This window comes from Bradyrhizobium sp. SZCCT0153 (assembly GCF_018129995.1).
Lineage (GTDB): Bacteria > Pseudomonadota > Alphaproteobacteria > Rhizobiales > Xanthobacteraceae > Bradyrhizobium > Bradyrhizobium japonicum_G.
In genome coordinates, this window is the sequence record NZ_JAFCKS010000001.1 from 1,145,059 (window position 1) to 1,159,581 (window position 14,523).

13 protein-coding genes are annotated in these 14,523 nt (G+C 65.5%); 12 read left to right on the forward strand and 1 reads right to left on the reverse strand.

What is annotated here, in order from left to right; translation table 11 throughout:
- The first annotated feature begins 205 nt into the window (after positions 1 to 205).
- The 12 genes from JQ572_RS05575 (at position 206) to JQ572_RS05630 (ending at position 13,400) form a co-directional block, all read left to right on the forward strand.
- The gene (locus tag JQ572_RS05575; protein ID WP_211381943.1) at positions 206 to 1,861 is read left to right on the forward strand and encodes an ABC transporter substrate-binding protein; all 1,656 of its coding nucleotides are present in this window, start codon (positions 206 to 208) and stop codon (positions 1,859 to 1,861) included.
- Positions 1,862 to 2,051: 190 nt separating this feature from the next.
- Positions 2,052 to 3,005, forward strand: a complete 954-nt coding sequence (locus JQ572_RS05580; protein WP_211381944.1) for an ABC transporter permease — start codon at positions 2,052 to 2,054, stop codon at positions 3,003 to 3,005.
- Between the two features lie 210 nt (positions 3,006 to 3,215).
- Positions 3,216 to 4,118, forward strand: coding sequence for an ABC transporter permease (locus JQ572_RS05585; protein ID WP_211381945.1), 903 nt, complete (start codon positions 3,216 to 3,218; stop codon positions 4,116 to 4,118).
- Between the two features lie 2 nt (positions 4,119 to 4,120).
- Positions 4,121 to 5,182, forward strand: a complete 1,062-nt coding sequence (locus JQ572_RS05590) for an ABC transporter ATP-binding protein (protein WP_211381946.1) — start codon at positions 4,121 to 4,123, stop codon at positions 5,180 to 5,182.
- Positions 5,179 to 5,376, forward strand: coding sequence for a hypothetical protein (locus JQ572_RS05595; RefSeq protein WP_018321359.1), 198 nt, complete (start codon positions 5,179 to 5,181; stop codon positions 5,374 to 5,376). Before JQ572_RS05590 ends, JQ572_RS05595 begins: the two co-directional genes overlap by 4 nt.
- A complete protein-coding gene (locus tag JQ572_RS05600) occupies positions 5,373 to 6,788 on the forward strand; it encodes an amidase (protein WP_211381947.1) in 1,416 nt (471 codons plus the stop codon). The genes JQ572_RS05595 and JQ572_RS05600 overlap by 4 nt, the downstream gene beginning before the upstream one ends.
- Positions 6,785 to 7,762: an ABC transporter ATP-binding protein gene (locus JQ572_RS05605; protein WP_211381948.1), complete on the forward strand. Its 978-nt coding sequence runs from the start codon at positions 6,785 to 6,787 to the stop codon at positions 7,760 to 7,762. The genes JQ572_RS05600 and JQ572_RS05605 overlap by 4 nt, the downstream gene beginning before the upstream one ends.
- 94 nt (positions 7,763 to 7,856) lie before the next feature.
- Complete coding sequence (locus tag JQ572_RS05610; protein WP_211381949.1) at positions 7,857 to 8,126, forward strand: GlsB/YeaQ/YmgE family stress response membrane protein; 270 nt, start codon at positions 7,857 to 7,859, stop codon at positions 8,124 to 8,126.
- A 263-nt stretch (positions 8,127 to 8,389) separates the two neighbouring features.
- Positions 8,390 to 10,135, forward strand: a complete 1,746-nt coding sequence (locus JQ572_RS05615) for a type I secretion system permease/ATPase (RefSeq protein ID WP_211381950.1) — start codon at positions 8,390 to 8,392, stop codon at positions 10,133 to 10,135.
- Positions 10,132 to 11,466, forward strand: coding sequence for an HlyD family type I secretion periplasmic adaptor subunit (locus JQ572_RS05620; protein ID WP_211381951.1), 1,335 nt, complete (start codon positions 10,132 to 10,134; stop codon positions 11,464 to 11,466). Before JQ572_RS05615 ends, JQ572_RS05620 begins: the two co-directional genes overlap by 4 nt.
- A gap of 111 nt (positions 11,467 to 11,577) precedes the next feature.
- A complete protein-coding gene (locus JQ572_RS05625; RefSeq protein ID WP_211381952.1) occupies positions 11,578 to 13,047 on the forward strand; it encodes an AMP nucleosidase in 1,470 nt (489 codons plus the stop codon).
- Between the two features lie 77 nt (positions 13,048 to 13,124).
- Positions 13,125 to 13,400 (forward strand): DUF1488 family protein, encoded by a 276-nt coding sequence (locus JQ572_RS05630; RefSeq protein WP_211381953.1) that lies wholly within the window; start codon positions 13,125 to 13,127, stop codon positions 13,398 to 13,400.
- Between the two features lie 12 nt (positions 13,401 to 13,412).
- Here the strand turns inward: JQ572_RS05630 and JQ572_RS05635 are convergent, their stop codons facing one another.
- Positions 13,413 to 14,501 carry a Zn-dependent alcohol dehydrogenase gene (locus JQ572_RS05635; protein WP_211381954.1) on the reverse strand — a complete coding sequence of 363 codons (1,089 nt, stop codon included), beginning with the start codon at positions 14,499 to 14,501 and terminating at the stop codon, positions 13,413 to 13,415.
- Between the last annotated feature and the right edge of the window lie 22 nt (positions 14,502 to 14,523).

Genomic DNA, 14,523 nt, shown 5'->3' on the forward strand with positions numbered 1-14,523 from the left:
GCTCCGAGGGAAAATTCGAGGGAGAAGTTGAAGCCAAACCTGCAATCTTGATGCCAGAATAGGCAGCGCGGTACTTTTGCCTGCGCTTGATCACAAGGACTTGTCGTCGCAGGGGCAATTCGCAGAATAAGTTTCCCCATTGGCACAGCCATTGCATACGATTGCATCAAAATTAATCATCGTAGGCCGGAAAAGGATTGAGTCGATGCTTATCAAGAAGACCACACGCGCGGCGTTGATTGCGGCGCTGGCTCTGACGGGTGCTGCCGCATGGCCGCGCGTGGCCAGTGCCGACACCGTGCTGCGCATCGGCATGACCGCTGCTGATATTCCGCGCACGCTGGGCCAACCCGATCAGGGTTTTGAGGGCAACCGCTTCACCGGCCTCACCATGTATGACGCGCTGACCGGCTGGGACCTGTCTTCTGCCGACAAGCCGAGCGTGGTGATCCCCGGGCTCGCGACCGAGTGGAAGGTCGACGATGCCGACAAGACCAAATGGACTTTCAAGCTGCGCCCCGGCGTCACCTTTCACGACGGCTCGCCGTTCAATGCCGATGCCGTGGTGTGGAACGTCGAGAAGGTGCTGAAGCAGGACGCGCCGCAATTCGACGCCAGCCAGGTCGGCGTCACGGCCTCGCGCATGCCGACGCTGGCGTCCGCGAAGAAGATCGACGACATGACCGTCGAGCTCACCACCAAGGAGCCAGACAGCTTCCTGCCAATCAACCTCACCAACCTCTTCATGGCGAGCCCGGCGAAGTGGCAGCATTTTTACGACAAGGCGGAAGGCGCCGACGCCAAGGCGAAGTCGCAGGCCGCCTGGACCGCGTTCGCAAAGGACGCCGCGGGCACCGGCCCGTGGAAGATGGCGAGCTTCACCCCGCGTGAGCGGCTCGAGCTCGTCAAGAACGCGAGCTATTGGGACAAGGCGCGCGTGCCCAAGATCGACAAGATGGTGCTCTTGCCGATGCCGGAAGCCAACGCGCGTACCGCGGCGTTGCTTTCGGGCCAGGTCGATTGGGTCGAAGCGCCCGCGCCCGACGCGCTGCCCGAGCTCAAGCAGCGCGGCTTCAAGCTCTATGCCAACGAGCAGCCGCATGTCTGGCCGTGGCAGTTCTCGCGCGTGGAAGGCTCGCCCTGGAACGACATCCGGGTCCGCAAGGCGGCCAATCTCTGCGTCGATCGCGAAGGCCTCAAGGACGGCCTGCTCGCCGGCCTGATGGTGCCCGCGACCGGCACGTTCGAGCCCGGCCATCCCTGGCGCGGCAAGCCGACCTTCGAGATCAAGTATGACAAGGCGGCCGCGCAAAAGCTGATGCAGGAGGCTGGCTTCGGTCCGAACAAGAAGCTGACGGTGAAGGTGCAGACTTCCGCCTCCGGCTCCGGCCAGATGCAGCCTCTGCCGATGAACGAGTATCTGCAGCAGGCGCTCGCCGAGTGCTATTTCGACGTGCAGCTCGACGTCATCGAGTGGAATACGCTGTTCACCAACTGGCGCCGCGGCGCCAAGGACCCCAGCGCCAACGGCTCGAACGCGACCAACGTCACCTATGCGGCGATGGACCCGTTCTTCGCGCTGGTGCGCTTCCTTCAGTCCGGCATGGCGCCGCCGGTCTCGAACAATTGGGGCTTCATCAACAACCCCAAATTCGACGAGCTGGTGAAGAAGGCGCGGCAGACCTTCGATCCCGCCGCGCGCGACGCGGCTCTCGCCGAGCTGCACGCGGCCTCCGTCGATGACGCAGCCTTCCTCTACGTCGCCCACGACGTCGGCCCCCGCGCCATCAGCCCGAAGGTCACGGGCGTGGTGCAGCCGAAGAGCTGGTTCATCGACTTCTCGCTGGTGTCGATGCAGTGAGGTGAGCACGCTGGTGGGGCTCCCCTCCCCCTCGTGGGGAGGGGTTGGGGAAGGGGGGCCACACGGGCGGTCCCCGTGTCGCCACCCCTCTCCCTAACCCTCCCCCACAAGGGGGGAGGGAACTCTCGCATCTCGCGTCCCTTACTCAAGCCCGCGCACCCAATCGTGCGACATCACGTCAGGTTAATCCGTGCTCGCCTATATCGCCAGACGCATCGTCTACGTCATACCGATCGTCATCAGCGTGGCGCTGGTGTGCTTTCTGCTCGTGCACATCACGCCGGGCGATCCGCTGGTCGCGGTGCTGCCGGCCGATGCCTCGCAGGAACTCGCGGCGCAGCTTCGCACCGCCTATGGTTTCGACCGGCCGCTGCCGGTGCAGTTCGGGCTTTGGCTGCTCCGTGCCCTTCATGGCGATCTCGGCAATTCCATCGCCACGGGCCGCCCTGTGCTCGCCGAGGTCATGCGCGCGGTCAGCAATACCGTGACGCTCGCGATTGCCGCCGCCATCATCGGCTTCACGATGGGCATCCTGCTCGGCCTGATCGCCGGCTATTTTCGCGAGACCTGGATCGACAAGCTCGCGACCTCCTTTGCGATCGCCGGCGTGTCGGTGCCGCATTACTGGCTCGGCATGGTGCTGGTCATCATCTTCTCGGTCCAGCTGAACTGGCTGCCCGCGGTCGGCGCCGGGCCCAACGGCTCAAACTCCTGGGCCTGGGACTGGGCGCACCTGAAATACCTCGTGCTCCCGGCGATCACGACCTCGGTGATCCCGATGGGCATCGTCACCCGCACGGTGCGCGCGCTGACTGGCGATATTCTCAGCCAGGATTTCGTCGAGGCGTTGCGTGCAAAAGGCTTGCACGAAACCGGCGTGTTCCGCCACGTCATCAAGAACGCCGCGCCGACGGCGCTCGCGGTGATGGGACTTCAGCTGGGCTACATGCTCGGCGGTTCGATCCTGATCGAAACCGTGTTCTCCTGGCCGGGCTCGGGCTTCCTGCTCAATTCGGCAATCTTCCAGCGCGACCTGCCACTGCTCCAGGGCACGATCCTGGTGCTGGCGCTGTTCTTCGTCTTCCTCAATCTGCTGGTCGACATCGCGCAAGCCGCGATCGATCCGCGCATCAAGCGGGGCTAGCCAATGAGCCCAGCCGTAGCCACACAAAAAGTGCGCTCCCTCCCCCGCTTGCGCGGGGAGGGTTGGGGAGAGGGTGTCTCCTCAATCGAGTATCCCCCAGAGGAGAGAACCCTCACCCGGCGCAGCGCGCCGACCTCTCCCGCAAGCGGGCGAGGTGCACTGCATCCTTGGCATGCACCTATCGAACCAACGTCCATTGGGAGCTAGCCGATGAGCGAGCTTCCGTTGTCTGCCACCAGCGATGCCGCGCTGCAGGCCGCGCCCGCGACCAAGGCGCGCGGCTATTGGGCGACCGTCGGCCGCCGCATCCGGCGCGACAAGGTCAGCATGGTTTGCGCGATGGTGCTGCTGCTGATCTTCCTGTCCGCGGTGATCGCGCCCTGGCTCGGGCTGGAGGACCCCTACAAGGGCTCGATGATCCGCCGCCTCCGCCACATCGGAACGGTCGGCTATCCGCTCGGCACCGACGAGCTCGGCCGCGACATGCTGGCGCGCCTGATCTATGGCGGACGGCTGTCGCTCCTCATCGGCATCCTGCCGGTGATCCTCGCCTTCGGCATCGGCACCTCGCTCGGACTCGTCGCAGGTTACGTCGGCGGCAAGCTCAACACCGCGATCATGCGCACGATCGATGTGTTCTACGCGTTCCCCTCGGTGCTGCTCGCGATCGCGATCTCCGGCGCGCTGGGAGCGGGTATCCTCAACTCCATCGTGTCGTTGACCGTCGTGTTCGTGCCGCAGATCACGCGCGTCGCGGAAAGTGTCACCACCGGCGTGCGCAACATGGATTTCGTCGAGGCTGCGCGGGCCTCCGGCGCGGGACCCTTCACCATCATGCGCGTGCACATCCTCGGCAACGTGCTGGGCGCGATCTTCGTCTATGCCACCAGCCTGATCTCGGTCTCGATGATCCTGGCCGCCGGTCTCTCCTTCCTCGGCCTCGGCACCAAGCCGCCGGAGCCGGAATGGGGCCTGATGCTCAACACGCTGCGGACCGCGATCTACGTCAATCCGTGGGTCGCAGCGCTTCCGGGCGCGATGATCTTTGCGGTCTCGATCTGCTTCAACCTGCTCTCGGACGGCCTGCGCAGCGCCATGGACATCAGGAACTAGCCATGAGCGATACCAACGCTTCCCTCGCCATGCTGGAGCCGATCGAAGACCTTGGCGGCGTCGCGCAGCCGCTGCTCCAGGTCAACGGCCTGACAAAACACTTCCCCGTGCGTGGCGGGCTCTTCGCCGCGAAGCGCACCGTGCGCGCCGTCGACAATGTCTCGTTTTCCGTCGCCAAGGGTGAGACGGTCGGCATCGTCGGAGAATCCGGCTGCGGCAAGTCGACCACCGCGCGGCTCCTGATGCATCTGATGCCGCGCGACACCGGCGACATCATCTATGACGGCATGGCCGTCGGTCAGTCCTTGTCGCTGCGCGAATTGCGCCGCGGCATGCAGATGGTGTTCCAGGATTCCTACGCCTCGCTCAATCCGCGCCTGACGATCGAGGAATCCATCGCCTTCGGCCCCAAGGTCCACGGCATGGCCGACGGCGCAGCACGTGCGCTGGCGCGCGAGCTGCTCGGCAAGGTCGGCCTGGTACCTGCAAACTTCGCCAATCGCTATCCGCATGAAATTTCCGGCGGCCAGCGTCAGCGCGTCAACATCGCGCGGGCGCTGGCGCTGTCGCCGCGGCTGGTGATCCTCGACGAAGCCGTCTCGGCGCTCGACAAATCCGTCGAGGCGCAGGTGCTCAACCTGCTTGCCGACCTCAAGCGCGAGTTCGGGCTGACCTATCTCTTCATCAGCCACGACCTCAACGTCGTGCGCTACATCAGCGATCGTGTGCTGGTGATGTATCTCGGCGAGGTCGTCGAGCTTGGTCCGGTCGACCAGGTCTGGGACCAGCCGGCCCATCCCTATACACGCGCACTTCTTGCCGCGATGCCGTCCTCGGACCCGGACAGGCGCACCGAGACGCCGCCGATCACGGGCGATCCGCCCAATCCGATCGATCCGCCGCCTGGCTGTCGCTTCCACACCCGTTGCCCGTTTGCGGAGCCGCTCTGCGCAAATGCGACACCAAAGCTCACAGCGCTCGATACAATGGGCCACGAGGCCGCGTGCTACATGGTAATTCCGGGTTCAGGCCACAGCCGCGCGCCCAGGGAGAAGACCGCATGACGAGACCGACACCAAAAGAGATCAAGCCGATCGCGCAAATCGCCGGCGTCCCCGTGGATGACGAGATCGCGACGCGCATCTCCAATTCCATCGGGCCGGCCTTCGAGGGCTTTGCGGCCATCGCCGGCACGCTGCCGTTCGATCTCGAGCCCGCGCTCTATCCGATCGCGCAGACGCAAAAGGTGTCGAAATGAGCACCGAGCCTGCATTGATGACGCTCACCGAGGTCGCGCGCGCGCTCGCGATGAAGCAGGTGTCCTCCCATGAGGTGACGCGCGCGCTGCTTCACCGCATCGCGCAATGGCAACCGCATCTCAACGCCTTCATGTCGATTGAATCAGAGGCAGCGTTGAAGGCCGCCGAGGTTGCCGACGCCGAGCTCGCCAAAGGCGAGGTTCGCGGGCCGCTGCATGGCGTGCCGCTCGCGCACAAGGATATGTATTATGACGCCGGCAAGGTCTCGACTTGCGGCTCGCTGATCCGCCGCGATTTTGTGTCGACCGTGACGTCCACCGCCTTGCAGCGGCTGAAGGACGCCGGTCAGGTTCGGCTCGGCACGCTGCATCTCGCCGAATTCGCCTATGGTCCGACCGGCCACAACGCCCATTACGGCCCGGTGCGCAATCCCTGGAACGTCGCGCATATCACCGGCGGCTCGTCGTCCGGCTCCGGCTCGGCGGTCGCCGCGCGGCTGACCTACGCGGCGCTCGGCTCGGATACCGGCGGCTCGATTCGCATGCCCGCGCATTTCTGCGGTGTCACCGGGCTGAAGACCACGGTCGGCCGCGTCAGCCGTGCCGGCGCGATGCCGCTGTCGCAATCGCTCGACACGGTCGGTCCGCTCGCCCGCACTGCCGAAGACTGTGCCCTGTTGCTGGCGCTGATGGCCGGCCCCGATCCTGCGGACTCGACCTGTAGCCACGAACCGCTGTCGGACTATGTCGGCGCGACCAGGGGGTCGCTCAAAGGCCTGAAGATCGGCGTGCCCGCGTCCTTCTATGTCGACGATCTCGACAGCGAGGTCGCGCGCGTGCTGGACGAGACCATCGCGGTGCTCAAGCGCGAGGGCGCCGACATCGTCACGGTCGAATTGCCGGACCAGCGGCAATTGTCGGCGGCAAGCCAGCTCGTGCTCGCGGCGGAAGCTGCCGCCTTCCACAAGCGCTGGATGATCGAGCGGCCCCAGGATTACGGCCCGCAGGTCCTGATGCGGCTCCAGAACGGGCTCGCGGTTCCCGCCATCACCTATCTCGAGGCGATGCGCTGGCGCGGCCCGGCGCTCGCCGCGCACAATGCGGCCACGGCGAAGGTCGACGCGGTGATCGCGCCGGCCTCGCCGGTGCCGGCGCCGACGATCGACGAAAGCGACGTCGGTGGCGGACCGAACGCGCCGGCGCTGTTGCAGCGGCTGACGCTGTTCACCCGCCCGGTGAACTTCCTCGGCCTGCCGTCGCTCACCGTGCCCTCGGGCTTCACCAAAAGCGGCCTGCCGATCGGCATGCAGCTGATCGGCCGCTCTTTCGATGAGGCGACCTTGCTCACCATCGGCGCCGCATTCCAGCGCGTCACCGACTATCACGACAGGCTGCCGAAACTCCCGTCATGACAAAGCTCGTCGAGATTTCAGGCCTCAACATCCGCTTCACCGGCGAACGCACGGTCTATGCAGTGAACGATCTCAGCCTCTCGCTCGGCGACGGCGAGGTGCTGGGCCTACTCGGCGAGTCCGGTTCGGGCAAGAGCGTGACCTTGCGCGCGCTGATGCGGCTGCTTCCGAAGAAGCGGACGCAGATTTCGGGCAAGGTCAATGTCATGGGCCGCGACGTGCTCGCCATGAACGACGAGCAGCTCTCGTCGTTCCGCGGCCAGACCGTGTCGATGATCTTCCAGGAACCCGCGCTCGCGCTCGATCCGGTCTACACCATCGGCGCGCAGATCGCCGAAAGCGTGGTGCGTCACGAAGGCAAGTCTTATGCGGAGGGCAGGGCGAGGGCGCTCGAAATGCTCGAGGTCGTGCGCATTCCCAGCGCGAAGCGTCGCCTCGACGCCTATCCGCATGAAATGTCCGGCGGCATGCGTCAGCGCGCGATGATCGCGCTGGCGCTCGCCTGCCGACCAAAAATCCTGCTGGCGGACGAGCCGACCACGGCGCTCGATGCCACCGTGCAGATCCAGATCCTGCTGTTGCTGCGCGAGCTTCAACGCGAGTTCGGCATGTCCGTCATCTTCGTCACCCACGACATCGGTGTCGCCATCGAGATCTGTGACCGCGTCGCGGTGATGTATGCCGGCCAGATCGTGGAGCAGGGGAGCTTGCGCGACATCGTCCGCAGCCCGGTGCACCCCTACGCCAAGGGCCTGCTCGCCTCCACCATCCACGGCGCCAAGCGGGGGCAGCGCCTCGAAACCATCCCCGGTACCCCGCCCTCGCTGGCCGAGAAGCCCCACAACTGCTCCTTCGCGCCCCGCTGTTCGGTGGCTCAGCCGCGCTGCCTGGAGCAACTGCCCGAGAACGTGGAGATCGGGCCGAGCCGGGCGGCACGATGTGTGTTGGCGGAGCCGGTCCCCGCGCTCTCCTGATACCTGGACGGCAATCTGGCAGCGGGGGAACATTCACACGTCATTCATCCCCGTTCCGGTTCCATAGGACGGTTCACGGAGAGGGACCTCACTTATGTACATTTCCAATGAAGGCCTGATTGTCATCCTGTTCGTCGGCCTGGTCGCCGGCTGGCTGGCCGGCAAGGTAGTGCGGGGCGCGGGTTTCGGCATCATCGGCGATATCGTGATCGGCATTGCCGGCGCGTTTGTGGCCAGCTTCCTGTTCCCGAAGCTCGGCATTCGCATCGGCACCGGCCTGGTGTCCGAGATCGTCTATTCCGCGATCGGCGCGGTCATCCTGCTGCTGGTGGTGCGGCTGGTACGCGGCGGCGGCCGGTTGTAGCGGCGCCCCGGTTTCAATTGATCAAGATTTAGACCTCTCCCCGCCCGGGGAGGGGTGACATGTCTGCAAGAAAAAGCCGCAAGACTGTGTGATTCCGGACTTGCGCGCGGGGCCATCAGGGGGTGATGTGCCCCCACAGGGGATCGGGTTGATTCAGCCGCGTTGGACGAGGGCCGAAAACGCGATGTTAATCCGGGTCGATTACTCCTGAAATTGCCTTTGAAATCAGGGGCTTTGGCCCCCACCCGAAAGAGATCAGACTGATGGCAGCCGTACCCGGCGTTCGTCGCTCAGAACTCGGTGACGCGCTGCGCGCTTGTCGCACGGCGTTTGTCGGCGTCGGCTTGATGAGCTGCATGATCAACCTGCTCTATCTGACCGGGTCGATCTTCATGCTGGAGGTCTACGACCGGGTGCTGCCGAGCCGCAGCATTCCGACCCTGGTCGGCCTGATCGTCCTCGCCAGCTTCCTCTACATGGCGCAGGGCGTGCTCGACATGATCCGCAACCGGATCTTGGGCCGGATCGGCACCGCGCTCGACGAGGCCCTGAACAGGCGTGTGTTCGACACCATCGTGCGCCTGCCGCTGCTTGTCGGCAACCGCAACGAGGGCCTTCAGCCGCTGCGCGATCTCGACAATGTCCGCTCCTTCCTCGGCGGCATGGGACCGAGCGCGTTCTTCGACCTGCCCTGGCTGCCGCTCTATCTCGCCATCTGCTTCGCCTTCCACGTCATGATCGGCGTCACCGCGCTGGTCGGCGCCGTCATCCTGGTCGGGTTGACGCTGGTCACCGAGTTCATGTCCCGCCAGCCGGCGCGCGACGCGATGGGGCTCGCCGCCCAGCGCAACGATCTTGCCCAGGCCAGCCGCCGCAACGCCGAAGTCATGGTGTCGATGGGCATGGCCGGCCGGATGAACCAGCGCTGGAGCGAGGCCAACGAAAAATACCTCGCCGGCAACCAGCGTGCGAGCGACGTCGCCGGCGGTCTCGGCGCGGTCGCAAAAGTGCTGCGCATGATGCTGCAATCGGCCGTGCTCGCGGTCGGCGCCTATCTCGTCATCCACCAGGAGGCGACCGCCGGCATCATCATCGCCGGCTCGATCCTTTCCGCGCGTGCGCTCGCGCCGGTCGATCTTGCGATTGCCCACTGGAAGTCCTTCGTCGCGGCCCGCCAGAGCTGGCACCGCCTGAGCCGTCTTCTGGAGCAGATGCCGGCGCAGACGATGCCGACCCAGTTGCAGGCGCCCACCAGCCGCCTCGCCGTCGAGGGCGTCGCCATGGTGCCGCCGGGCGACCAGCGCCTCATCGTGCAGGACATCACCTTTGCGCTCGAAGCCGGCAATGGACTTGGAGTGATCGGACCGAGCGGCTCCGGCAAGTCGTCCCTGATCCGCGCGCTGGTCGGCGTCTGGCAGCCGGTGCGCGGCAAGGTGCGGCTCGACGGCGCGGCGCTCGACCAGTGGTCGTCCGACATGCTCGGCCGCCACATCGGCTATCTGCCGCAGGACGTCGAATTGTTCGGCGGCACCATCGCGCAGAACATCAGCCGGTTCGACCCCGACGCCATCTCCGACGGCATCATCGCCGCGGCGAAAGAGGCCGGCGTGCACGAGATGATCATCAAGATGCGCGAGGGCTACAACACGCAGGTCGGTGAGCAGGGCACCGCACTCTCGGCAGGCCAGGCGCAGCGCGTGGCGCTGGCGCGCGCGCTCTACGGCAGCCCGTTCCTGGTCGTGCTCGACGAGCCCAATTCCAATCTCGACACCGAAGGCGACGAGGCGCTGACGCGCGCGATCCGCAGCGCGCGCGAGCGCGGCGCCATCGTCATCGTGGTGGCGCACCGCCCGATCGGCGTCGAGGCGGTCGACCAGATCCTGGTGCTGCGCGACGGCCGCATGCAGGCCTTTGGACCGAAGGAGCAGGTGCTCGCCCAGGTGCTCCAGCCGCGCGTGACCCCGCCGGCCCCGATCAAGATCGTCAGCGAAGGCGGAGCCAAGGCATGAGCACGATGGCCATCGGCGGCGCGAAGCCCGCAGCAAAGAGGACCGTGCGGGAATCCATCAGGTTTCACCTGTTTCTCGGCCTCGCGATCGTGCTGGTTCTGGCCGTCGGCCTTGGCGGCTGGTCATCGACCGTGCAGATCTCGGGCGCGCTGATCGCGCCGGGCCAGATCGTGGTCGAATCCAACGTCAAGAAGGTGCAGCATCCGACCGGCGGCGTGGTCGGCGAAGTGCGCGCCCGCGACGGCGACGTCGTCAAGGCGGGCGATGTCGTGGTGCGGCTCGACGACACCGTCACCAAGGCGAACCTCGCCATCGTCACCAAGAATCTCGATGCCGCCCTGGCGCGCACGGCGCGGCTCCAGGCCGAGCAGCGTGGCGTCGACAGGATCGAGTTCCCGCAATCGCTGCTCGATCGCGGCAACGATCCCGACGTCAAGAACCTTCTTTCCGCCGAAACCAAGCTGTTCGACGTCCGCGTCAACGGCCGCGCCGGCCAGAAGGCGCAGCTTCGGGAGCGCATCCAGCAGCTCAACGAGGAGATCGAGGGCCTCTCCGCGCAGGAGAGGGCCAAGGACAAGGAAATCTCGCTGGTGCAGCAGGAGCTCACCGGTGTCCGCGATCTCTACGACAAGCATCTGGTCCAGATCTCGCGCCTGACCACGCTCGAGCGCGACAGTGCCCGCCTCAATGGAGAACGCGCGCAATACATCGCATCGCGCGCGCAGGCCAAGGGCAAGATCACCGAGACCGAGCTTCAGATCATCCAGGTCGACAAGGACATGGTGAGCGAGGTCTCCAAGGATTTGCGCGAGACCAACGACAAGATCGGCGAGCTGATCGAGCGCAAGGTCGCGGCTGAAGACCAGCTTCGCCGCGTCGACATCCGCGCGCCGCAGGACGGAATGGTGCTGCAATCGACCGTCCACACGGTCGGCGGCGTCATCACCGCGGGTGACACCCTGATGCTGATCGTGCCGCAGGCCGACGACCTCCAGGTCGAGGCCAAGGTCAATCCCGTCGATATCGACAAGCTCCAGATCGGCCAGAAGACGCTGCTGCGCCTGTCCGCCTTCAACCAGCGCACTACGCCGGAGCTCAACGGCGTCGTCAGCCGCGTCTCGCCCGACGTCACCACCGACCAGCGCACCGGCCAGAGCTACTACACCATCCGCGTCTCGCTATCCGCGGAAGAGGTCGCCAAGCTCGGCGACTCCAAGCTGATCCCGGGCATGCCGGCGGAAGCCTTCGTCCAGACCGGTGACCGCACCATGCTGTCCTATCTGCTGAAGCCGCTGCACGACCAGTTCATGCGGGCCTTCCGGGAGAAGTGACGCGCTTGCCCTCCCCGGCCCTCCTGGGGAGGATAAGAAGAGCTCGCAATGACGACGCGGGTCTATTCTTGCTATAGTTCGACTCAAAGCCCAGCAACCCGGCGTCGAACCATGCAAACCCCGCCCTCCATCGCCACCGAATCCTTCTCCGACGCGGTCGCGGCGGTCGCCCGGCTCGAAGAGATCTACGAGCGCAACACGAAATTCCTGCGCGACCGGTTCGAGGCCTATGTCAACGGCGAAGCGATTACGGCGCGCATGCGGGCCTATTATCCCCTGGTCCGCGTCACCACCGCGACGCATGCGCGGCTGGATTCGCGTCTCGCCTACGGCTTCGTGGCCCGGCCCGGCGTGCATGAGACCAGCGTGACCAGGCCGGATCTGTTCCGGACCTACCTTACCGAGCAGATCGGATTGTTGATCCAGAATCACGGTGTGCCGGTCGAGATCGGCGAGTCCAGCGAGCCGATCCCCGTTCACTTCGCCTATCGCCGCGACATCAACATTGAGGCCGCCATCACCACCAGCGAGAACTCCGCCGTCACACGGTCGCTGCGCGATGCGTTCGACGTGCCTGATTTGGCCACCATGGACGATGCCATCGCCGACGGCACCTTCGCGCTCCAGCCCGGCGCGCCCGAGCCGCTGTCGCTGTTTCGGGCGGCCCGCGTCGACTACTCGCTGCGCCGGCTCTACCACTACACCGGCACGGACCCCGAATATTTCCAGAACTTCGTGATCTTCACCAACTACCAGTTCTATGTCGACGCCTTCGCGCAGCTCTGCCAGCAGCGGCTTCAGTCCGGCGAAGCCGGCCTCGACGCCTTCGTCGCGCCCGGCAATGTGATCACGCGCAGCGGCGGCGCCACAACGGGCATCGCGCCCGCGCGGACGCCGCAGATGCCGGCGTTTCATCTGGTCGAGCCCGGCTATCGCGGCATCACTCTCATCAACATCGGCACCGGACCGTCCAACGCGCGCAACGTCACGGACCACGTCGCCGTGCTGCGGCCCCATGCCTGGCTGATGCTCGGCCATTGCGCGGGCCTGCGCAACACGCAGCGGCTCGGCGACTACGTGCTCGCCCACGGCTATGTGCGCGAGGATCACGTGCTCGACCGCGAGCTGCCGCCATGGGTGCCGATCCCGGCGCTCGCCGAAATGCAGATCGCGCTCGAGGACGCCGTCGAAGACGTCACGGGCCTCGAGGGTTTCGAGCTCAAGCGCCTGATGCGCACAGGCACGGTCGCCAGCGTCGACAACCGCAATTGGGAGATCAGCGGGCCTGAGGTGATCCGCCGCCTGTCGCAATCACGCGCAGTTGCGCTCGACATGGAATCGGCCGCGATCGCCGCCAACGGCTACCGCTTCCGCGTCCCCTACGGCACGCTGCTATGCGTCTCCGATAAGCCGCTGCACGGCGAGATCAAGCTAGCGGGGATGGCCAGCGAGTTCTATCGCCGCCGCGTCGGGCAGCATCTCGAGATCGGCCTGAAGGCGCTGGAACGGCTCAAGCAGCAGGAATCGGAGCGGCTGCATTCGCGAAAGCTCCGCAGTTTTGCCGAAGTCGCGTTCCAGTAGGGACTAGTACCTCCTTGCGGCTGACAAGCCGGGGAATCCTGGGCATTGTCGGCGCGGGGCCGACCGGACCGTTTTCCATGCCGCTGATGCGCGACAAGATCATTGGTCATGATCTCGAACGGCTGGCCTTTCGCTTCACCATGCTGAGCGAGGGCGACGTCGTACAGTGCCAGATCAGCGACGCCGCGATGGACGAGCTTGCGGGCATGCAGGGCACCGAAAGCAGCGCGCGACAGGCGCAGTTCCTGTCGCTGCGCGAGTCCATCGAGCGGATCGCGTCAGACCTCTACGACGAGGCGCCGCGGGTCAGGGGCCATGTGGTGCGGATCTTTACCCGACATCTGGGACGGTGATCGCGGCGTGCTTTAGCTGTCGAACATGATCACGCTGCGCAGCGTCTTGCCGGCCTTCATGTTGGCAAAACCTTCGTTGATCTCGGAGAGCTTCAGCTTGGCCGAGATCCAGTCCTCCAGATGCAGCCGGCCGCGCAGGTAGAAGTCCACCAGCCGCGGCATGTCGACGCGAAAATGGTTGGAGCCCATCGACGAGCCCTGGATCCGGCGCTCACGCAGGAAGTCGAAGCCGTGCAGCTCGATCTTCTGGCCGAACGGGATCATGCCGACGATGGTGGCCGTCCCGCCCGAGGCGAGCATGCCGAAGGCCTGCTCGGCGGTCTCCTTGCGGCCGAGCACCTCGAAGGAATGGTGTACGCCGCCATTGGTGAGGTCGCGGACCTGCTTCACGACGTCGCCGTCGGCGGGGTTGATGATGTCGGTAGCCCCCAGCTTGGTCGCGAGCTGGAGCTTGGCCGGGTTGGTGTCGATGGCGATGATGCGGCCGGCGCCCGCGATCTGTGCGCCGTTGATCGCGGCCATGCCGACGCCGCCGCAGCCGATTACCGCCACGGTCTCGCCGGCGGTCACCTTGGCCGTGTTCACGACCGCGCCGTAGCCGGTGATGACGCCGCAGCCGATCAGCGCGGCGAGATCGAGCGGCATCTCCTTCCGGATTTTGACGATGGCGTTCTCGTGCACCAGCATCTGCTCGGCAAAGGAGGAGAGATTGAGGAACTGGTGCAGCTTCTCAGGTCTGGACCATTGCATACGATTGGAGACGCCCGGCAGCAGCTTCACCGTCGTGTCGGTGCAGAGCACCGTGCGGCCCGTGGTGCAATTGTCGCAGGTGCCGCAGAACACCGACAGGCAGGTGACGACGTGATCGCCCGGCTTCACGTAAGTGACGTCGGCGCCGACCTGCTCGACGACACCGGCCGATTCATGCCCGAGCACTGCAGGCAGCGGATGCGGGTAAAGGCCTTCCATGAAGTGCAGATCGGAGTGGCATAAGCCTGCGACAGAGGTGCGGATCAGGACTTCGCGTGGGCCCGGCCTCGGCAGGCTGACATCCTCGATGACCAGCGGCTTGTTGACTTCGTGGAGGACGGCGGCCTTCATCGAGCACTCCCTGTCGCGTTTT

Bases quoted from the DNA above. Each gene is read 5' to 3' on its own strand.
- JQ572_RS05575 (WP_211381943.1), top strand. From the start codon at position 206: ATGCTTATCAAGAAGACCACACGCGCGGCGTTGATTGCGGCGCTGGCT.
- JQ572_RS05585 (WP_211381945.1), top strand. From the start codon at position 3,216: ATGAGCGAGCTTCCGTTGTCTGCCACCAGCGATGCCGCGCTGCAGGCC.
- JQ572_RS05590 (WP_211381946.1), top strand. From the start codon at position 4,121: ATGAGCGATACCAACGCTTCCCTCGCCATGCTGGAGCCGATCGAAGAC.
- JQ572_RS05595 (WP_018321359.1), top strand. From the start codon at position 5,179: ATGACGAGACCGACACCAAAAGAGATCAAGCCGATCGCGCAAATCGCC.
- JQ572_RS05600 (WP_211381947.1), top strand. From the start codon at position 5,373: ATGAGCACCGAGCCTGCATTGATGACGCTCACCGAGGTCGCGCGCGCG.
- JQ572_RS05605 (WP_211381948.1), top strand. From the start codon at position 6,785: ATGACAAAGCTCGTCGAGATTTCAGGCCTCAACATCCGCTTCACCGGC.
- JQ572_RS05610 (WP_211381949.1), top strand. From the start codon at position 7,857: ATGTACATTTCCAATGAAGGCCTGATTGTCATCCTGTTCGTCGGCCTG.
- JQ572_RS05615 (WP_211381950.1), top strand. From the start codon at position 8,390: ATGGCAGCCGTACCCGGCGTTCGTCGCTCAGAACTCGGTGACGCGCTG.
- JQ572_RS05620 (WP_211381951.1), top strand. From the start codon at position 10,132: ATGAGCACGATGGCCATCGGCGGCGCGAAGCCCGCAGCAAAGAGGACC.
- JQ572_RS05625 (WP_211381952.1), top strand. From the start codon at position 11,578: ATGCAAACCCCGCCCTCCATCGCCACCGAATCCTTCTCCGACGCGGTC.
- JQ572_RS05630 (WP_211381953.1), top strand. From the start codon at position 13,125: ATGCCGCTGATGCGCGACAAGATCATTGGTCATGATCTCGAACGGCTG.
- JQ572_RS05635 (WP_211381954.1), bottom strand. From the start codon at position 14,501: ATGAAGGCCGCCGTCCTCCACGAAGTCAACAAGCCGCTGGTCATCGAG.